This is a genomic window from Neorhizobium alkalisoli (assembly GCF_007829835.1).
Classification (GTDB): Bacteria; Pseudomonadota; Alphaproteobacteria; order Rhizobiales; family Rhizobiaceae; genus Neorhizobium.
On sequence record NZ_VIWP01000001.1, the window covers coordinates 1,279,884 to 1,298,790 of the forward strand.

The window sequence follows — 18,907 nt, forward strand, 5'->3', positions numbered from 1 at the left end:
AGAACCAATATGAATTTGATCAGACCGGTTCGCACACCTCCTCATGAGACCGCCGAACCTGTCCCGCAACGCTATAAAGGTGGTTTATGACAACTTAATTGCATTGTGCAATTTAATTTGCGCGTCTACCAGTTCTGGCATTCTCGCATGGGATCCGGAATGAAAAACGTCAGCCTGTCGTATAATGAGCGCCGCTTCATCGAATTGATTTTCCGGCAGAAATCGATTTCCAGAAGCGAGATTTCCGAGCAGCTCGAACTGACCGGCTCGAGCGCGACACGTATTGCGGCGCGACTGATGGAGATCGGCCTGATCGAGGACGAGGTCGAAAGGCTGGGCGCGATGGGCCAGCCGCGACGGCCGATTGCGATCGCGCCGGGAAAGGTATTTTCCGCGGGCATCAATTTTGCTCTCAACACGATCGATGTCGCCATTATCGACCTTTCCGGCAAGGTCGTTTCCGTCAGGCGCGAGGGGCTGAAGCGCTCATCGCCGGAAGCGGCAGCCGAATGCGCCAACCAGCTTCTTGAACGGATGCTGGGCGAAGCACGGATCTCGAAGGACGACGTGATTGGCGCCGGGATTTCCGTACCCGCCAATTTCTCCGACCATCACGGCACTGTGCTGCCGAACGCCCTGTTTTCCGAATACGACAATGTCGATCTCGATGCCGTGTTCGGAAAGATCATGGGACTCGAGATGACGATCGAGAACGACGGCGCCTGTGCGGCGCTGGGCGAATATTACTTTGCCGAGGGCCATCGCCACGAGATCTTCTTTCTTTACCATCTCGGGCACGGATTTAATGGCGGAGTGATGCTGAACGGACGGCTTTATCGCGGTGCTCACGGTAATTCCTGCGTCACCGGCGTTCTGTTTCCCTATGGAGAGCCGCGCCCGACCGGGACGGATCTGGTCAACGAACTCGCCAAACACGGCATGGTGCTTGATGACGTCGCCGATCTTGCGAATGTGCCTGCGGATGCTGAACCGGTCGTGTCCGCATGGATCGAGCGGGCAGCCGGCCAGCTGGAACAGGCGGTGCGGATCGCGACCGGCTTCTTCGATCCGAATGTCATCGTTATCGGCGGCAGGTTGCCCAGTGACCTGATGCAGCGGTTGACGGCGCGGATCGCGTGGAAAACCCTCCCGGGACCATCTAGAGGCCTTAAGGTTGCGCCGGTGATGGCCTCGAAACTCGGCGCGGACGGCGGTGCCGTTGGAGCGGCCTGCGTGCCGTTCTTTGCCCGCTATTTTCCGGGCTCCATCGAAAACGGTCACAACAATTATTCGAACGGTCGGCGTTCGTCCGCCGGTGAGTGATCCGGGGCGGCGACACCGTCTGGTGTCAGTTCGATAGCGCGGTGCCGGTTTTCCGTCGGTCAGGGCTTCATGGTGACGAGGTCGTCCTTATCCCGGAAACGATCCCGCTCTGCTCACCGCTCCCGGGAGAGGATGGCCAAGCACTGACTCCAGCCATTTTGTGGCTTCAATCACTGCATCAATATCGATCCCTGTTTCCAAGCCCATGCGGTGCAGGGTGTAGACGACGTCTTCCGTGGCGACATTGCCGGTCGCTGCCGGCGCAAACGGGCAGCCGCCGGTTCCGCCGATGCTGGCATCGATGCGCCGGACACCCAGTTCGACGGCCGTGACGACATTGGCGATCGCGGTATTGCGGGTATCGTGAAAATGCATGCGCAGCGGAATGTTACCGGCGATCGAGTGTGCGTCGGCGAAGATGGTGCGGACCTGCGAAGGCACGCCGCAGCCGATCGTGTCGGCAAAGGCCAGTTCGTCGGGTGGCGAGGCGAGGGCCTGTTCGACGATCGAGGCGACGGTTCTGGGCGAGACCTCGCCTTCGAACGGGCAGCCGAAGGTGGCGGCGATGGTGAGCGAGGTGCGCACGCCGTTGGCGCGGGCGGTATCGGCGATCTGCCGCCAGTTCTCGATCCCCTGTGCAATCGTCGCGCCCTGGTTCTTGTGGCTGAAGGTCTCGCTGGCGACGATGACGACGTTGATCTCCTCGCAGCCGCATTGCAAAGCCCGCTCGAAACCCTTTGGATTGAGAACAAGGCCGATGCCCGTGAGGCCGTCGATCTCGCGCGCGCCGGCAATCGCCTCCTCTGCATTGGCCATTTGCGGCACGCGGGCGGGATTGACGAAGCTTGCGACCTCCATGCGCTTCATCCCCGCAGCGGCCGCCATCCCGACCAGTTTCAGCTTATCCTCGATCGTCACCAGAACCTTTTCGTTCTGCAGGCCGTCACGTGGCGAGACCTCGATGATTTCGACAAATTCGCCCACCTGATTTTCTCCCGGCAAAAATTATCTTGATTGACAACTCAAATAAGTTATTAGTTTTTGCATTGTTGTCCAGACAAATTGGGAGAGAGAGATGGCAACACTGCCCGCGACGGGGTTTGGACCCCTGTCCGACATCCGCGTCATCGAGATGGGCCAGTTGCTTGCGGGCCCCTTCTGCGGCCAGCTGCTCGGCGATTTCGGTGCGGAAGTTATCAAGATCGAGCCTCCGGGTGTGGGAGACCCGATGCGCGAATGGGGTCGTGAAAAGCCGCATGGCCGGTCGCTTTGGTGGCCTGTGATCGCCCGCAACAAGAAATCCATCGAAGTGAATGCCCGCGAGCCGGAAGGTCAGGACATTATCCGCAAGCTCGTCGCCGAAAGCGATATCCTGCTTGAAAACTTCCGCCCCGGCACGATGGAGAAATGGGGTCTCGGATATGATGAGCTGGTGAAGATCAATCCGAAACTGGTGATGATCCGTGTTTCCGGTTACGGCCAGACCGGCCCGTATTCGTCCAAGGCCGGCTTCGGCGCCGTTGGCGAGGCGATGGGCGGGCTGCGTTATGTCGTCGGCGATCCGTCGACGCCGCCGAGCCGCACCGGCATTTCGATCGGCGATACGCTGGCGGCGACCTTTGCCTGTATTGGTGGTCTGATGGCGCTGCATGCCGTCAAGCGCACCGGCCGCGGTCAGGTGGTCGACAGCGCCATTTACGAGGCGGTTCTGGCGATGATGGAATCGCTGGTTACGGAATATGATGCAGGCGGTTATATCCGCGAACGCACCGGTGCGATCCTGCCGAATGTGGCGCCCTCCAATGTCTATCTCACCCGCGACGATCGCTACATTCTGATTGCTGCCAACCAGGACAGCGTCTTTAAGCGGCTGGCGCAGGCCATGGGGCAACCCGGCCTAGCCGCCGACCCGCGTTATGCCACCCATTCGGCGCGCGGCGCTCACCAGGCCGAACTCGACGGGATTGTCGAGCAGTGGACAAAGACGATGGATGCCGACGATCTGGCAAAGCTTCTCGACGACAGCGGTGTGCCCTGTGGCAATATCTACAGGGCGCCGGAAATGCTGGAAGACGCGCATTTCAAGGCGCGCGAGGCGATCGTCAAGGTGCCGCATCCGGTGTTCGGGGAGTTGCGCATGCAGGCGACATTCCCGAAACTTTCCGAAACGCCCGGCCGGGTCAGCAGTTGTGGTCCGCAGCTTGGCGAGCATAATGACGAGATATTCGGTTCGCTGCTCAAACTCAGCGAAAGCCAGCAGCAGGATCTGCGTCTGCGCGGCATTATCGGTCAAAGGAGACGGGAGGCGGCTTAACCTTCCGCGAAAGGGAGAGAGACGTGACGATCCAGACGAAGACGCCGGTTGCCGGGATTGCGGGCAGTGACGATCCGACCCTTTATGGCAGGATTGCCGGCGATCTTCGCCAGGAGATCGCCGAAGGCAAACACGCGGTCGGCGGTCGCCTGCCGACGGAAGCGGCCCTTTGTGAACGTTATGGCGCCAGCCGCTATACGGTGCGCGAGGCGTTGCGCGAACTGATCGATCTCGGCCTGATCGAGCGCCGGCAGGGGGCGGGATCCAAGGTCATCGCCGACAAGCCGCGCACGAGCTACATCAATTCGATGCGGACGCTGAGCGAGTTCTCGCAATATGCGCAGGACACGTTTTTCGACATCCGCGACGTGACGATGGTGCGGCTCAGTGAAGAGATCGCGCCGATGATCTCGGCGCCGCCGCGCAGCATGTGGCTGAGGATCAGCGGTATTCGTCTGAATGCCGAACGCAATGACGCGATCTGCCATACGGCCGTGCATGTCCATACCCGTTTTGCGCCGCTTCTCGAGGATGTGAAGGGCAGCAAGGGTCCAATATATGCGATCATCGAGGAACGTTCCGGCGAGGTGATTGCCGAGGCGACCCAGGAGATTACCGCAAAGCCCATGCCCGCCTGGTGCGCGCCGGAACTCGGCGTCAAGCCCGGTTCGCCCGCGATGTGTTTCGTGCGGCGTTACCTGGACGAAAGCGGCGGGATCATGCTCGCCTCGATCAATTGGCATCCGGCGGAGCGCTCGTCCTATGTCACGACGATCCGTCGTGGCGACTGGCATCCGTAACGTAAAAATTACCGCAAGATTTGCCCAAGATTTGGTTGACAAACATCTTGCTCGTAATAAGTTGTCCATACAAATAATGCGCATCGGTTTGAGCCGATCGGAATATGGCAGGCCGGGAAGCCTGCCGGAGGAATATTCCGCGCGATCGTTCAAGCTGCAAGTGAACTGGCTCAGGGAGGAGAACCAATGCCATCGTCCGTCGCAGGAAAGCTTTCCGTCAATAGAAGAACCTTTCTCGGCGCCGCCGGTGCGGCCGCCACCATGCTTGCCTTGCCGAGCATCGGCCGGGCGCAGGGCGCCGCCGCCAAGGTGCGCATCGCCACGCTGCCGAGCATCATCCTGTTCCCGACCTATGTCGCCCAGGATCTCGGCGTCTTCAAGGATAACGGCGTCGATGTCGAACTGGTCGTCGGCCGCGGCGGCAGCGAGCTGATCCAGCTGATGGTGTCGGGCGCCGTCGATGTCGCCAATGCCGGCGTCGAGCATATCCTGAAACTGCGCGAGACCGGGCTCGATGCCAAGGTCATCGCCGTCCAGGAAAAGCGCTACATCACCGAGCTCGTTGTGCACAACAAGCACAAGGACAAGGTGAAGACCGTCAAGGACCTGTCGGGCATGACGATCGGCATTTCGGGCATCGGTTCGGGAAGCCATGTCTGCGCCCGTTACATCCTGCGCAATGCCGGTCTCGATCCGGATCTGGATGTCAGCTTCGTCGCCGTCGGCAGCCCGGCCACCCAGGTCGATGCCTTCAAGAATGGTCAGGTCGAGGCGCTGATGGCCTATGATCCGGCCCAGTCCATCCTGAAATACGATGCCAAGATCGCCTATCCGGTCTGGAGCGGCGTCGCGGGCGATCCGCCGGCCCTGTTCCAGGATTTCGCCATGGAGGCGCTCGGCGCCAAGGCGGAATGGATCGCAAAGAACAAGGCCGCCGCGATGGGCGTCGCCAAGGCCAATATGCAGGCGATCGACCTGATCCTGAAGAAGGATCCGCGCGTCATCGATGTCTATCAGAAAATGTTCCCGGGCGTTGCCCGCGCCGTTCTGGAGCGCAGCATCGAGGAACATCTCGGCGCTTTCTCGCCGGTTCTGACCGAGCAGGGCATCAAGAATGTCAGCGAATACGGCAAGTTCGCCGGTGTCACGACCCGGCCCTTCACCATGGCCGAGACCGTGCCGGAAGGTTTCTCAGAAATCTGGAGCAATTGGAAAAGCCCGGTCTGAGGAGGCTTTGTCATGACCAATCCGCTGATTTCCGCAGCCGGCATCACCATTGCCTATCCGAACGGCCTGACGGCGCTCAAGGATTTTACGCTTGATGTCGCACAAGGCGAGTTCGTCGGCATTGTCGGGCCCTCCGGCTGCGGCAAGACGACTTTTCTTGATGCGGTCGCCGGCCTCATGCCGGTTGCCGGCGGCAGGCTGACCTACAAGGGCAAGCCGATTTCCGGAATAAACACCGGCGAAGTCGGCTATCTCTTCCAGAAGGACAGTCTGATGCCCTGGCGGACGGCGGCGCAGAACGTCTATGCGGCACTCGAGCTTCGCAAGGTGCCGCAGGCGGAATGGCGGCAGAGGGCGCAGGACATTCTCCAGAAGGTCGGCCTCGGCCGATTCACGGATAAATATCCGGCCCAGCTGTCCGGCGGCATGCGTCGGCGCGTGCAGCTCGCCGTCCTGCTCGCCTTCGACCCGCCGGTCATCCTGATGGACGAACCCTTCGGTGCGCTCGACGCCCAGACGCGGACGATCATCGAGGACGATTTTCTGCGGCTCTGGGAGCAGAACCGCAAGACCGTGCTGTTCGTCACCCATGATCTGGAGGAGGCGATCTGTCTCTGCGACAAGGTCGTCATCCTCACGGCCCATCCCGGCACCCGCAAGCAGGTTCTCGAGGTGCCGCTGCAAAGGCCGCGCACGATCGACGAGGCAAAATTCGATCCGGAATTCCCGCAGACCCTCAAAACCCTGTCGACCTCGCTCAGGGCGGAAGTCGGAAGGACGCTGGCGCTATGACCCTGGTTGCGACGCAGGCGCCGGCGCGCGAGGCGATGTCGGTCGAGAAAAAGGCCCGTTTTCTGCAGGTCGGATTGCTGGTCTTCGGTCTCGCCTTTTGGGAAATGGCGATGCGCACCGGCCTGATGGCCTATCTCGTGCCCAATCCCGGTTTCTGGTTCTCGTCGCCGAGCGCGATCGCGACGCTGATCTGGAAGCTCGCTGTCAATGGCCAGCTCTGGAACCATGTCTGGCTGACGTTTAGCGCCACTCTGATCGGCCTCGGTCTGGGCGCCGTGATCGGCATCCTGCTCGGCGTGCTGATGGCACAGTCGACGCGGCTGGAAACCCTGTTCGATCCGATCTGGTCGGCGCTCAACGCGCTGCCGAAGGTTGCGCTCGCACCGGCCTTCGCCGCATCCTTCGGGATCGGCATTGCCTCGAAAAGCGCGCTTGCGGTGGCGATCGTCGTCTTCGTTTTCCTGTTCAACACGACGGCCGGCCTGCGCGCGATCAACCCGACGCTGATCTGCAATCTGAAACTGATGGGCGCTTCACGCCTGCAGATTCTCCGCATGGCCATGCTGCCCTCACTGGTCCGCTGGCTTTATGGCGCGTTGCGCATCTCGCTCGGCCTGGCGTTGACCGCGGTCGTTGTCGGTGAGTTCGTCGCCGCCCGCGGCGGGATCGGCTTCATCATCCAGTATGGCTTCGGCATGTTCAACGTCACCTGGTGTTATGCCGGCATCGTTCTGCTTGGGATCATCGCGCTCGCGACCGATGCCGCGATGCGGATCGGCGAATATTACCTGACACGATGGGAGAGGAGCTGATGAGCACCACGACCCTTGCCTCGATCACTCCGGCACGAAAGCGCGGCATGCCTGCCTCTGTCAAGATCGCCTTCGAACGCACCCTGATCGTGCTCGCGATCCTTCTCGTCTGGCAGGTCTGCGTCTGGACCGGGATCGCCTCGGCACAAAAGGTCAGCTCGCCGATCCTGGTTGCCGGACGGCTGGTCGAGATATTCGGCTCGGGCATGATCTGGCCGCATCTGTTCGACACGCTCGGCGCGACGCTGATTGCGCTTGCCTTGTCTGCCGTCATTGGCACGGCGCTCGGCATCATCATCTCGGCCAACCGGCTGGTGGAAGCGACGCTGGAACCGCTTTTCGTTGCTATCCAGGGCATTCCGCGCGTCGCCTTCGGCCCGATGATCGTGCTTTTCCTCGGTGTCGGCATGACGGCAAAGGTGTTTCTCGCCGTCTCGATCGCCGCTTTCGTGTTCATGGGCAATACCCAGCAGGGACTGAAAAAGGTCGATCCCGGCGTGATGCGCAACCTGCGTCTGATGGGCGCCAGCCGCCGCCAGATCATGAAGATGGCGATCATTCCGAGCCTTGCACCCTGGCTCTGGTCAGCGCTCGACCTGTCGCTCGGCCTTGCGATGATCGGTGTCATCATCGCCGAATTCATCAGCTCGACGCGGGGCCTCGGCCATCTCATCTCGGCCGCCTCGCTCGGTTTCGACACGACCGGCGTGATCACGCTGCTGATCGTCATGATGATCGCCTCGATCGCCTTCAGGAGCATCCTGATCCGGCTGCGGCGGCGCGTATTTCCATGGTTTTGAAGCCGAATTCTTGAAGTTCTAGGGAGGAACAGACATGACAGTAATCAATCCGGCCGAAGATGCGGCAAAGGTAATGGGCGTGCTCGAAGAGGGCGGCATCGCGATCGTTCCGCTCGACGTCGCCTATGCGGTGTTCGGCGGCAACGGCGTGGCGATCAAGCGCATCTTCGAAGCCAAGGAACGCAGCCTCACCAAGCCGAATGGCATGATGGCGGATTTCGAGATCTTCTCCGAAGTCCATATCGTCGACCAGCGCGAGCGCGATCTGGTGCGCGCCGTCACCGACGATTTCGGCCTGCCGCTGTCGGTCGTCGCACCTTTCCGTATGGATCACCCGATCTTTGCCGAATGCGACGAATTCACCATGGAACGCTCCACCAAGCTCGGCACGCTCGATCTTCTCCTCAATGCCGGCCCGCTGCACCGGGAAATCACCAAGCTGAGCCGCCAGAAGATGCGGCCGGTACTCGGTTCCTCGGCCAACAAGTCGTTGACCGGCAGCAAATACCGCCTGCAGGATGTCGACAAGGAAGTCCGCGCCGCCGCATCGATCGAGGTCGATTACGGCCTGTCGCGTTATGCCAATGCCCGCGGCATTTCCTCGACCATCATCGATCTGAAGACTTTCGAAGTGCATCGTTACGGCGTCTGCTTCGAGCAAATCTCCGATATCCTCAAGCGCTATTTCAAGATCGAACTGCCGCAGCCGAAGACGGCGGCCGTCGCATGAACACGCGCGTCGAGATTCCGGTGTCGAAGCCGCGTGTCTTCGACATCGAAGGGGATGCCGCCCGCGCATTCCGCGTTCTGGCCGATGGCGGTATCGCCATCGTGCCGAATGATATCGGTTATTCCGCGCTCGGCGGTTCGGCCGGCGCTTTGAAGCGGATCTTCGAGACGAAGAAACGTGCACCGCAGAAACTCAACGCCATGGTTGCCAGCATGGCGACCCATCGCAGCCTGCACCGCTGCAGCGAAAGGGCGCAAAAGATCGTCGAGACGATCGTCGGCGACTACGATCTGCCGCTCGGCTGTATTGCGCCCTACCGCGCCGACCATCCGATGATCGGCCGGCTGGACCAGACAGTACTCGAAGGCAGCACCAAGGGTGATACGCTGGTCATGCTGCTCAATGCCGGCCGTTTCCATCAGGCGCTGACAGCACTGTCTGAAAACGATAACGTGCCCCTGTTCGGCTCCTCGGCCAATGTGACGCTCGGTGGCACCAAATTCTGTGTCGAGGATATCGAGCCGGAAATCATCGACATTGCCGATATCGTCATCGATCACGGCTTGCAGCGTTACCATCCCTACGGCTCGTCCTCGACGCTTCTCAATGTCGAGACGATGGAGGTGGTGCGCCATGGCTCCTGTTTCGAGGATATCGCCTATGTCCTGAAACGGCATTTCGGGGTGGAGCTCCAGCCACGCCCGGCGCGGCATTGAAGGGAGAGGGCCGGAATGTCCGCACGCCCCGCGACCATTTACGAGAAGATCTTTGACGATCACGTCGTCTCGCATCTGGAGGATGGCAGTTCCATCCTCTACATCGACCGGCATCTCGTGCATGAAGTGACCAGCCCGCAGGCCTTCGAGGGCCTGCGTGTCGCGGGCCGCAAGGTGCGCGCGCCGCAAAGGACGCTGGCGGTCGTCGATCACAATATTCCGACGACGCCGGACCGGCTCTACCGCATCGACAACAAGGAAAGCCGCGAGCAGATCGAGCTTCTGGCCGAAAATACCAAGGAATTCGGCATCGAATACCTCTCGCAGAGCGATGTGCGTCAGGGCATCGTCCATATCGTCGGGCCGGAACAGGGGTTTACGCTGCCCGGTATGACGATCGTCTGTGGTGACAGCCATACCTCCACCCATGGCGCCTTCGGCTCGATCGCCCATGGTATCGGCACGTCGGAAGTCGAGCATGTGCTTGCGACCCAGACCCTTCTGCAAAGGAAGGCGAAAAACCTGCTGGTCGAGGTCAATGGCACGCTGCCTGACGGCGTCGCGCCGAAGGACATTATTCTTGCCATTATCGGCGAACTCGGCACAGCCGGCGGGACCGGCCATGTCATCGAATATGCCGGCGAGGCGATCCGGGCGCTGACCATGGAAGGCCGCATGACGGTCTGCAACATGTCGATCGAGGCCGGTGCCCGTGCCGGCATCATCGCGCCGGATGAGACGACCTATGCCTATATCAAGGGCCGCCCGCGCGCGCCAAAAGGCGAGGACTGGGACCGCGCCGTCGCCTATTGGGACAGTCTTCGCTCCGATCCGGGCGCGGAATATCAGCGCCATCTCGTGCTCGATGCGAGCGCCCTTCCGCCGCTCGTCACCTGGGGCTCGTCTCCGGAAGATGTCGTGTCGATCACCGGCACGGTCCCCGATCCGGCGGCGATAGCCGACATGACCAAACGGGCTTCGAAACAGCGCGCGCTCGATTACATGGGCCTGACGCCGGGCATGAAGATGGCCGGGCTTGCCGTCGACCGGGTGTTTGTCGGCTCCTGTACCAATTCCCGCATCGAGGATCTGCGCGCCGCGGCCAAGATCGCCGCCGGCCATCATGTCCACGCCGATGTCGCAGCGATGATCGTGCCAGGTTCCGGCCTGGTCAAACAGCAGGCGGAAGCGGAAGGGCTGGACCGGATCTTCATCGAGGCCGGTTTCGACTGGCGTGAACCGGGCTGTTCCATGTGCCTGGCCATGAATGGCGATATGCTGCGCCCGAAAGAACGCTGCGCCTCGACATCCAATCGAAATTTCGAGCATAGGCAGGGGACCGCCGGCCGTACCCATCTCGTCTCTCCCGCCATGGCGGCCGCAGCGGCAATCGCCGGCCGTTTCGTCGATATCAGGGACTGGCGTTTCCGGTAAGGCGCTGTTCCCCTTCTTTCATTCCCGACCTTCTTGGAGGCACCGTGACCTATCAGGCTCCGTTGCAGGATATCCGCCTTGTTCTCGAATTCGCCGGCCTTGGCCAGGCTTCGGCGACCGATCTCTACGCCGATTGCGATGCGGATCTCGTCGACAGCGTTTTGCGCGAGGCCGCCCGCTTTGCCGAGGAGCGGATAGCGCCGCTGAACGGCATCGGCGACAGGATCGGTTCGAAGCTTGTGGATGGCGCGGTCGTCACGCCGCCCGGCTGGAAGGAGGCCTATCGGGACTGGTCGGAGGCCGGCTGGAATTCCTTGTCCGCGCCGGTGGAATGGGACGGGCAGGGCCTGCCGGTCCTCATCCAGGCCGCCTGCACGGAAATCTGGAATTCCGCCTCGATGGCCTTTGCGCTCGCACCGCTTCTGACCGCCGGCGCCATCGATGCGCTGGCCCATCATGCTTCGGACGAACTCAAGGCCGCCTATCTGCCGAAACTCGTTTCCGGTGAATGGACCGGGACGATGAACCTGACCGAACCGCAGGCCGGCTCCGATCTCTCGACGGTCAGGACGCGCGCGATCCGCCAACTGGACGGCACCTATCGGGTTGAAGGGCAGAAGATCTTCATCACCTATGGCGATCACGATATGAGCGACAATATCGTCCATCTCGTGCTGGCGCGCTTGCCGAATGCGCCGCCCGGAACCGGTGGTATCTCGCTCTTCCTTGTGCCGCGTATTCTGCCGGACGGTTCTCTTAACGACGTTCATTGCCATTCGCTGGAACACAAGCTCGGCATCCATGCCTCGCCGACCTGCACCATGGTGTTCGGCGATATTGAAGGCGCCGTCGGCTGGCTGGTGGGTGAGGAAAATCGCGGCCTCAACTGCATGTTCACGATGATGAACAGCGCTCGGCTTGGTATCGGCATCCAGGGTGTCGGCATTGCCGAACGCGCCTATCAGCAGGCGCTCGATTATGCCCAGACCCGCCAGCAGGGCAGGGCAGGCGGATCGCCGCAAACCAGCCCGATCATCGGCCATCCGGATATCCGCCGCACACTGCTTCTGATGCGCTCGAAGATCATGGCGGCTCGCTGCATCTGTTACGCAACAGCTGCGGCGCTCGATCGGGCAAACCGGTCGGAGGATCAAGAGGAGAGAGCGCTTGGCGCAGAGCTCGCCGGCCTGCTGACGCCGATCGCAAAGGCCTATTCGACCGATATCGGCTGCGAAGTCGCCCACCTTGGCGTTCAGGTCCATGGCGGTATGGGTTTCGTCGAGGAAACGGGAGCGGCGCAGCACCTGCGTGATGCCCGGATCGCGCCGATCTACGAAGGAACGAACGGTATTCAGGCAATCGATCTGGTCGCTCGCAAATTGCCAAGATCGCAAAAGGCATTGAGCCTGATCTTGAGCGAAGCCCGAACAGTGTCTGATGAAATCGCACTGCGCGACGGTGCTCAATCGAAAATCCTGGCTGCCCGGCTTGCCCAGGTCGCCGATTGCCTGGAGCGGGCGACGAAATATATGCGTGATATGCAGGCCGCTCACAGGCATGAAGACGCACTGGCCGGCGCAAGTCCTCTGCTGGAATTGTTCGGTGTCTGCATCGGTCTGACCGGGCTGGCACGCCTGGAAAACGCAAGACGTGACGATGAGGGGATCGCAAGCCTTGCGGTATTCTTCTCGAACCAGGTCGCTGTTTACGCAGGCGCATTGGCTGAATCGGCCATGGGTGGCGCAATTCCGCATATTCGCGCCCTGTAATCCGGCAAGCGGTCTGTACTACCGACTCGTGAAGAGAAACCGCCGGCTCTTGCAAAGCCGGTCTGAAACTATTCCGTTTTTATCGTGTCCGTTGCTCTGAGATCGAAGTACCCTGCGGGCAGTTTCGATCTCAGAGCTCATTCAATGACTTACGAAAATCGTGCCCGCTTGCGTTCGCTTGGCATTTCTGTTGGCCATTACCCGATCGGCGAACTAAACGCGATCACGGATGTTGCCGGCGTCCGCGTTGGCCATGTCACCTGCATTGAAGGTGACCGCACCCGCACGGGCGCAACTGCCATCCTGCCGCATGCCGGCAATCTGTTTCAGGACAAGGTGCCGGCGGCGCTGGCCGTGTTCAACGGGTTCGGCAAGTTCGCTGGCTCGACACAGATCGCCGAGCTCGGCGAGATCGAGACGCCGATTCTGCTCACCAACACGCTGGGTGTCGGCCGCGCGATCGAGGCGATCAACCGTCATACGCTGGCACAGGCCGGCAATGAGCGGGTCGTGTCGCTCAATGCCGTCGTCGGCGAGACCAATGATTCCCGGCTCAACGATATTCGCGCGGCCCGCCCGAGCGTCGATGAGATGCTGGAAGCGCTTTCTGCCGCCAAGGCCGGCCCGGTCGAAGAGGGTGCGCTCGGCGCGGGCACCGGCACGGTCGCCTTCGGGCTTAAGGGCGGTATCGGCACCAGCTCGCGTATCGTATCCGTTGCGGGCACGTCCTATACGGTCGGCGTTCTCGTTCAGTCCAATTACGGCGGCAAGCTGATCGTTGCCGGCCGGCCCTACGAGGCGGAAGGCCATGACAAGGACGGGTCGATCGTGATGATCGTCGCGACCGATGCGCCACTCTGCTCGCGCAACCTCGAGCGTCTTGCCGAGCGCTGCTTTGGCGGCCTCGCGCGCACCGGTGCTGCACTCAGCAATGGTTCCGGCGATTATGCGCTCGCCTTCTCGACAGCCGAAGAGGTGCGCCGCACGCCTGCGCGCCGCAAGGCGGTTGCCAACTATCCGGTTCTTTCCAACGACGTCGTCTCGCCGCTCTTCGAAGCCGTCATCGAGGCGAGCGAGGAGGCCATTCTCAATTCGATGACGATGGCGACGACCACGCATGGCTACAATGCCGGCACGGACAAGCCTTCGACCATTCACGTGATTTCCCTCGACGCCCTCAAGCGCCGCTGACTTTTTAGACTGGAGTTCCCATGACTGCCGCCGCACCCCGCACTGTTTATCTCAACGGTGCCTTCCTGCCTGAAAACGAGGCGCATATCTCGATCTTCGATCGTGGCTTCCTGTTCGGCGACGGGATCTACGAAGTGACTGCCGTTCTCGACGGCAAGCTGATCGACAGCCCGCTGCATATGGCGCGCCTGGAGCGCAGCGTGCGGGAAATCGGCGGTACATTGCCGATCTCGACCGACGAGATCGTCGCGATCGAAAAACGCCTCATCGAAGAAAACAAGCTGACCGAAGGCGTGATCTACCTGCAATATACGCGCGGCGCCGAAGACCGCAATTTCCTCTATTCCGACGATCTGAAGCCGACTTTGCTGCTTTTCACCCAGGTCAAGACGCTGGAACATGTCGCTGCCGTCGAAAAGGGCCTGAAGGTCAAGATCGTGCCGGACCAGCGCTGGGAGCGCCGCGACATCAAGACGGTCTGCCTTCTGCCGCAGGTTCTCGCCAAGCGCATCGCCAAGGCCGAAGGCTGCGACGAGGCCTGGATGGTCGAGGATGGTTTCGTCACCGAAGGCGCGTCCTCGACGGCCTATATCATCACCCATGACGACAAGATCATCACCCGCGGTAATGGCAATGCCACGCTGCCGGGTTGCACGCGCCTCGCCGTGCTCGATCTTGCCCGCGAACAGGGCCTGACGATCGAAGAGCGTCCGTTCTCGGTGGAGGAAGCAATGGCAGCGCGTGAGGCTTGCCTCACCAGCGCCTCGAACTTCATCGTGCCGATCACCTTTATCGACGGCAAGCCGGTCGGCGACGGCAAGGCCGGCCCGATGTTCAAGCGCCTGCGCACGCTTTACATGGACAATGCCCGCCGCACTGCGGTCTGATTAAGACTAGCCGGCGGCCAGAACGTCCCAGATGCGTTTGACGATCGGCCGCCGGTTTTCCTTGGAACGATAAAGCCGGATCTCGACATCGATATCCCAGTCCGGCTCCGCCGCCCTGACAAGCCGGCCATCGGCAAGTTCTGCGGTAACCAGGCTTTCCGGTATCCAGGCCAGCCCCCAGCCGGCCATGACCATGCCCTTCAGGCCGACCGACATGCTGCCGACATGGACGCGGTTTTCCGCCGGCAGCCGGTCCGCCATGGCGCCGGCGACGAGCTGGCCGAAGAACGAGATCTTCTGATAACCGACATGCGCGAAACCCGGCTCGATACGGTGCCGGGGCTTTCCGTCGGCGTCTGGGGCGCTGACCGGAATGATGATTTCCGCGCCCAACCGAACATGTTCGAATTGCGGATCGAGCAGCATCGGCACATGCTGGTTCTGGTAGGTCAGCAGGAAATCGGAATCGCCGTCGACGAGCGAATTGAGGTTTTCTTCCATGCTGCCGGAATCGGGTCGCATATGCGAGACGATCGGGCCGAGCTTCGCGTTGAGTTCGTTCAGCCAGTTCGGGAAGAAGGTGAAGGAAAGCGTATGCAGCGCCGTCACGGTCACCGTGCGGGCGTCATTGCCTTCCTCGTGCTGGAGATTTCGGCGCGCCTGATAGAGGCTCTGCAAAGTCTGCTCGGCGATCGGCACGAAGCGCTCGCCCGCATCCGTCAGGCGCGACGGATAGGTGGCGCGGTCGATCAGGCTGGTACCGACCCAGGCTTCCAGTTGCCGGATTCGGCGGCTGAAGGCGGATTGAGTGACGTGGCGCTCTTCCGCGGCCTTGGAAAAATTCAGCGTCTGTGCGAGCGCCAGGAAATCTTCAAGCCATTTGACTTCCACCACAAGCTCCACTGGAAAACCGACCGCAGTTCTCCATTGGTCTGATTGGCGGAAAAATGCAATCAGCCGGCGCGGCTATACTCGATCATTCTCGCACGCGACAGGACGAGTTCGAGGCGATTTTCGGACAGGAGATGAAGGCAGACGCGCTTCGTCCACGGCCCGTCCTTTAGCGTGAAGAGGAAACGTCCACCGCCCAGCGCCGTCAGCGACATGCGGTGGCGCACCGGCCCGACACCCATCACGACGGTATCGCCGGCAATCTCGAAGAAAGCGCCTTCGTCGGAGAACCAGCGCCCGGAGAGTGAGGCCGGCACACCGGTATCGACAGCCGGGAGCAGGCGGCGCGCCGGGTGGCCGATCTCACCGACAATCGCAGAACCATCCATCTTCAGGCGCATCGGCGAGGAGGCCGAAAAGGACGAAACATATTCGCCGTCATCCTCGTACGCCGTATCGTCGGCATCGAGCCAGGTGACGGTCGAGCCCTTGACCTCGGCCCAGAAGGGACCGGTCTCGGATACGTAGAGGCCATCGGTCAGCGCCGGGGAGGGGACCGGCAAAGCAAGGCCCAGAAGGGCGGCCATGGCTTCCTGGGCGATCTTGTTGCCATTCGTGTCTTCGCGGTTGGAGACGATGACGAAACCGCTTCTGCTGTCCTGGTCGACGAGGAAATAGGATTTGTAGCCCGGATGCGAGCCGCCATGGCCGGTAGATTGCCGGCCGCCGAGAAGCGTGCGGCGCAGGCCAAGGCCATAACCGCTTTCACGGCCATCCTTCAGCGCGCGCGGAGCGGCCAAGCGGTCGAGCACGCCGCTGAACGGAATTTTGTCCGACAGCAAGAGGCGCAGCCAATTGGCAAGGCTTGTCGCGCTGCCGGTCATGCTGCCGGAAGCGGAAATATGCAGGCCGGCAGCAGACAGCTGCCACTTGGTTCCGTCATGCCAATAGCCGGGGACGAGGCCATCGACCGCGTCGTTCCAGACATCCGGGGCATCGAGGATCGCGCCCGCTTCCATCCCCGCCTTGCGGATGAAATCCCGGAAGAACAGGCCCTTGCGCTCCAGTGCCGTCTCGACCAGGCGGTAACCGGTATTGGAATAGGAGACCTCCGTGCCGGCCTCGTAGTTCAGGCGTGTCTGGCGGGAGAGAAACTCCATCAGCGGGCCGGCCTTGGTTTCGGTATAGACCGACAGGCCGAGCAGTGACAGGCATTCGCGGGTATCCGGCAGGCCGCCGCTCATGTCGAGGGCACGGCCGACCGGGACGCTTGCCATCGGCTCCTGCAGTTCGGGCAGGTGCTGGCCGAGACGGTCGTCGAGCGAGATCGCTTCCGGATGGGAGAGGACCATGGCGCAGAAGGCGTGTTTGGTAACGGAGGCGTAACGCACCACCGTATCGGCCGAGAACGGCACTCTGGTGGCAAGGCTCTCGACACCACCAACCTCCGCAAAACGGATGCCGCCTGCATCAAAGCCGATCACCGCTCCGCCGGGCTGGTCGGCGCCCCAGCCGCCCGCGAATTTTTGGGCGGCCTGTTGTGCCGCTTCCCAATTGGCCGTGATCGACATGCTGTTCTCCAATGAAGGGGATTAGAAACCGGCCTCTCCGTCATGCTCGGGACAAGCCCGAGGATGACGAAGGTTCGAATTGTCAGGCCGGCTCTTCAAGCTCCACGCTCAAGCTGCGCAATTCGCGCGTATGGGCGTGTTGAACGTTACCCAGCCGCAGATCTTCAGCCGTCACCTGCTCCACCATATTGCCATCGATCATTACACCGACTTCCGTGCACAGATGCGCGATGACGCTGAGATTGTGGCTGACCATGACATAGGTGAGGTTTCGCTCGGCCCTGAGGTCGGCGAGAAGGTTGAGGATTTCCGCCTGAACCGAAACGTCGAGCGCCGAGGTCGGCTCGTCGAGCAGCAGCACTTCCGGTTCGGCGATCAGGGCGCGGGCGATCGCCACGCGCTGGCGCTGGCCGCCGGAGAGCTGGTGAGGATAGCGGAACCGTGCCGCCTGCGGCAGGGCAACGGCCGACAGGACTTTGGCGATACGATCGTCGATCCTGTCCATGCCATGCACGAGCGGCAGTTCCGACAGGATGCGGTCGATCGTCTGGCGCGGATGCAGCGAACCATAGGGGTCCTGAAACACCATCTGCACCTTGCGGAAGAAGGCGGGCGGGCGTTTCAGCGGTGCGTCTTCGCCGGAAAAGGCGATGCGGCCGGACCATTCGTTGTTGAGGCCGGCCATGGCGCGCAGAACGGTGGATTTGCCCGAGCCGCTTTCGCCGACAATGCCGAAGCTCGCGCCCTTGGCGACCTTGAAGGACACGCCCTTGACGACTTTGCGGTCGCCAAAGGCGATGCGCAGGTTGTCGATCTCGATCGTCATTTCAGCCACTCCGGATCACGGGTCAGCACGGGCAGGCGCTCCTTCGGATGGATCAGCGAGGGCATGCAGTTCAAAAGGCCGCGCGTATAAGGATGCTGGGCGGAGAGAAGGTCGGATGCCTTCAGCTCTTCCATCACCTGGCCGGCATACATGACGGCGACGCGATCGCAAAAATGCGAGACCAGCGGCAGGTCGTGGCTGATGAGCAGCAGGCCCATGCCACGTTCGGACACCAGTTCCTCGATCAGGCGCAGGATTTCCGCCTGCACCGTCGCGTCGAGCGCAGACGTCGGTTCGTCGGCGATCAGCAGTTCCGGATCCGGCGCCAGCATCATGGCGATCATCACGCGCTGGCCCATGCCGCCGGAGACTTCGTGCGGATAGGAGGCGGCGACCTTTTTCGGATCGCGGATCTTTACCGTTTCCAGAAGATGGACCGCGGCCTCCAGCGCCTGACGCTTGCTGCCGCCCTTGTGGGTGCGCCAGGATTCCGCCACCTGGCTGCCGATCGTCTTCACCGGGTTCAGCGAATATTTCGGGTCCTGCAGGATGAAGCCGGCCCGCTTGCCGCGGATCGTGCGCATCTGCTTTTCCGAAGCCGACAGGATATCGATCCCGTCAAAGGCGAGCTTTTCGGCTTCGATAACGGTCTGTTTCGGCAGAAGCTTCATCAGGGCGCGGGCCGTCAGGCTTTTGCCCGAACCGCTTTCGCCGACAATGCCGAGCTTTTCCGTGCCGAGCTTCATCGACACGCCCTTGACGGCCTGATGGAAGCCGGTGCGCGACGGAAAACCGATCTTGAGATTGTTGATTTCGACCAGCAT

The 18,907-nt window shown here is 61.5% G+C and carries 18 protein-coding genes; 13 read left to right on the forward strand and 5 right to left on the reverse strand.

Annotation, left to right across the window (positions count from 1 at the left end):
* The first annotated feature begins 159 nt into the window (after window positions 1-159).
* On the forward strand, window positions 160-1,323 hold the full coding sequence (locus tag FHW37_RS05540) for an ROK family transcriptional regulator (RefSeq protein ID WP_186458154.1): 1,164 nt from the start codon (window positions 160-162) through the stop codon (window positions 1,321-1,323).
* 87 nt (window positions 1,324-1,410) lie between these two features.
* On the opposite strand, the gene FHW37_RS05545 is transcribed toward FHW37_RS05540, so the two are convergent.
* Window positions 1,411-2,307 (reverse strand): hydroxymethylglutaryl-CoA lyase, encoded by an 897-nt coding sequence (locus FHW37_RS05545; RefSeq protein ID WP_145633576.1) that lies wholly within the window; start codon window positions 2,305-2,307, stop codon window positions 1,411-1,413.
* Window positions 2,308-2,398: 91 nt separating this feature from the next.
* Between FHW37_RS05545 and FHW37_RS05550 the strand changes: the two genes are divergently transcribed.
* From FHW37_RS05550 to FHW37_RS05605, 12 genes are all read left to right on the forward strand, one after another.
* Entirely contained in the window at window positions 2,399-3,637 is a 1,239-nt protein-coding gene (locus FHW37_RS05550; protein ID WP_145633579.1) for a CaiB/BaiF CoA transferase family protein, read from the forward strand.
* Window positions 3,638-3,660: 23 nt separating this feature from the next.
* The gene (locus tag FHW37_RS05555) at window positions 3,661-4,437 is read left to right on the forward strand and encodes a GntR family transcriptional regulator (RefSeq protein ID WP_145633582.1); all 777 of its coding nucleotides are present in this window, start codon (window positions 3,661-3,663) and stop codon (window positions 4,435-4,437) included.
* Between the two features lie 186 nt (window positions 4,438-4,623).
* Entirely contained in the window at window positions 4,624-5,664 is a 1,041-nt protein-coding gene (locus FHW37_RS05560; protein WP_145633585.1) for an ABC transporter substrate-binding protein, read from the forward strand.
* 12 nt (window positions 5,665-5,676) lie between these two features.
* Window positions 5,677-6,456: an ABC transporter ATP-binding protein gene (locus tag FHW37_RS05565; RefSeq protein WP_145633588.1), complete on the forward strand. Its 780-nt coding sequence runs from the start codon at window positions 5,677-5,679 to the stop codon at window positions 6,454-6,456.
* Window positions 6,453-7,268: an ABC transporter permease gene (locus tag FHW37_RS05570; protein ID WP_145633591.1), complete on the forward strand. Its 816-nt coding sequence runs from the start codon at window positions 6,453-6,455 to the stop codon at window positions 7,266-7,268. The genes FHW37_RS05565 and FHW37_RS05570 overlap by 4 nt, the downstream gene beginning before the upstream one ends.
* Complete coding sequence (locus FHW37_RS05575) at window positions 7,268-8,068, forward strand: ABC transporter permease (protein WP_186458155.1); 801 nt, start codon at window positions 7,268-7,270, stop codon at window positions 8,066-8,068. The genes FHW37_RS05570 and FHW37_RS05575 overlap by 1 nt, the downstream gene beginning before the upstream one ends.
* 34 nt (window positions 8,069-8,102) lie before the next feature.
* Window positions 8,103-8,798: a Sua5/YciO/YrdC/YwlC family protein gene (locus FHW37_RS05580; protein WP_145633597.1), complete on the forward strand. Its 696-nt coding sequence runs from the start codon at window positions 8,103-8,105 to the stop codon at window positions 8,796-8,798.
* Complete coding sequence (locus FHW37_RS05585; protein ID WP_145633600.1) at window positions 8,795-9,514, forward strand: Sua5/YciO/YrdC/YwlC family protein; 720 nt, start codon at window positions 8,795-8,797, stop codon at window positions 9,512-9,514. The genes FHW37_RS05580 and FHW37_RS05585 overlap by 4 nt, the downstream gene beginning before the upstream one ends.
* Before the next feature lie 15 nt (window positions 9,515-9,529).
* The gene (leuC, locus tag FHW37_RS05590) at window positions 9,530-10,948 is read left to right on the forward strand and encodes a 3-isopropylmalate dehydratase large subunit (protein ID WP_145633603.1); all 1,419 of its coding nucleotides are present in this window, start codon (window positions 9,530-9,532) and stop codon (window positions 10,946-10,948) included.
* Window positions 10,949-10,992: 44 nt separating this feature from the next.
* Window positions 10,993-12,717, forward strand: coding sequence for an acyl-CoA dehydrogenase (locus tag FHW37_RS05595; RefSeq protein ID WP_145633605.1), 1,725 nt, complete (start codon window positions 10,993-10,995; stop codon window positions 12,715-12,717).
* 144 nt (window positions 12,718-12,861) lie between these two features.
* Entirely contained in the window at window positions 12,862-13,908 is a 1,047-nt protein-coding gene (locus tag FHW37_RS05600; protein ID WP_145633609.1) for a P1 family peptidase, read from the forward strand.
* Window positions 13,909-13,928: 20 nt separating this feature from the next.
* Window positions 13,929-14,795, forward strand: a complete 867-nt coding sequence (locus tag FHW37_RS05605; protein WP_145633612.1) for a D-amino-acid transaminase — start codon at window positions 13,929-13,931, stop codon at window positions 14,793-14,795.
* Between the two features lie 6 nt (window positions 14,796-14,801).
* Here FHW37_RS05605 and FHW37_RS05610 read toward each other — a convergent pair whose 3' ends face one another.
* From FHW37_RS05610 to FHW37_RS05625, 4 genes are all read right to left on the reverse strand, one after another.
* On the reverse strand, window positions 14,802-15,686 hold the full coding sequence (locus FHW37_RS05610) for a LysR family transcriptional regulator (RefSeq protein WP_145633615.1): 885 nt from the start codon (window positions 15,684-15,686) through the stop codon (window positions 14,802-14,804).
* Between the two features lie 62 nt (window positions 15,687-15,748).
* On the reverse strand, window positions 15,749-17,257 hold the full coding sequence (locus tag FHW37_RS05615) for a serine hydrolase domain-containing protein (protein WP_145633618.1): 1,509 nt from the start codon (window positions 17,255-17,257) through the stop codon (window positions 15,749-15,751).
* 82 nt (window positions 17,258-17,339) lie between these two features.
* Window positions 17,340-18,083, reverse strand: coding sequence for an ABC transporter ATP-binding protein (locus FHW37_RS05620; RefSeq protein ID WP_145633621.1), 744 nt, complete (start codon window positions 18,081-18,083; stop codon window positions 17,340-17,342).
* Window positions 18,080-18,907 (reverse strand): ABC transporter ATP-binding protein, encoded by an 828-nt coding sequence (locus FHW37_RS05625; protein ID WP_145633624.1) that lies wholly within the window; start codon window positions 18,905-18,907, stop codon window positions 18,080-18,082. The genes FHW37_RS05620 and FHW37_RS05625 overlap by 4 nt, the downstream gene beginning before the upstream one ends.

Excerpts from the sequence above, each read along its gene's own strand:
- FHW37_RS05540 (WP_186458154.1), top strand. The coding sequence starts at position 160 with ATGAAAAACGTCAGCCTGTCGTATAATGAGCGCCGCTTCATCGAATTG.
- FHW37_RS05560 (WP_145633585.1), top strand. The coding sequence starts at position 4,624 with ATGCCATCGTCCGTCGCAGGAAAGCTTTCCGTCAATAGAAGAACCTTT.
- FHW37_RS05580 (WP_145633597.1), top strand. The coding sequence starts at position 8,103 with ATGACAGTAATCAATCCGGCCGAAGATGCGGCAAAGGTAATGGGCGTG.
- FHW37_RS05615 (WP_145633618.1), bottom strand. The coding sequence starts at position 17,257 with ATGTCGATCACGGCCAATTGGGAAGCGGCACAACAGGCCGCCCAAAAA.
- FHW37_RS05575 (WP_186458155.1), top strand. The coding sequence starts at position 7,268 with ATGAGCACCACGACCCTTGCCTCGATCACTCCGGCACGAAAGCGCGGC.
- FHW37_RS05565 (WP_145633588.1), top strand. The coding sequence starts at position 5,677 with ATGACCAATCCGCTGATTTCCGCAGCCGGCATCACCATTGCCTATCCG.
- FHW37_RS05550 (WP_145633579.1), top strand. The coding sequence starts at position 2,399 with ATGGCAACACTGCCCGCGACGGGGTTTGGACCCCTGTCCGACATCCGC.
- leuC (WP_145633603.1), top strand. The coding sequence starts at position 9,530 with ATGTCCGCACGCCCCGCGACCATTTACGAGAAGATCTTTGACGATCAC.
- FHW37_RS05570 (WP_145633591.1), top strand. The coding sequence starts at position 6,453 with ATGACCCTGGTTGCGACGCAGGCGCCGGCGCGCGAGGCGATGTCGGTC.
- FHW37_RS05625 (WP_145633624.1), bottom strand. The coding sequence starts at position 18,907 with ATGCTGGTCGAAATCAACAATCTCAAGATCGGTTTTCCGTCGCGCACC.
- FHW37_RS05605 (WP_145633612.1), top strand. The coding sequence starts at position 13,929 with ATGACTGCCGCCGCACCCCGCACTGTTTATCTCAACGGTGCCTTCCTG.
- FHW37_RS05620 (WP_145633621.1), bottom strand. The coding sequence starts at position 18,083 with ATGACGATCGAGATCGACAACCTGCGCATCGCCTTTGGCGACCGCAAA.
- FHW37_RS05585 (WP_145633600.1), top strand. The coding sequence starts at position 8,795 with ATGAACACGCGCGTCGAGATTCCGGTGTCGAAGCCGCGTGTCTTCGAC.
- FHW37_RS05600 (WP_145633609.1), top strand. The coding sequence starts at position 12,862 with ATGACTTACGAAAATCGTGCCCGCTTGCGTTCGCTTGGCATTTCTGTT.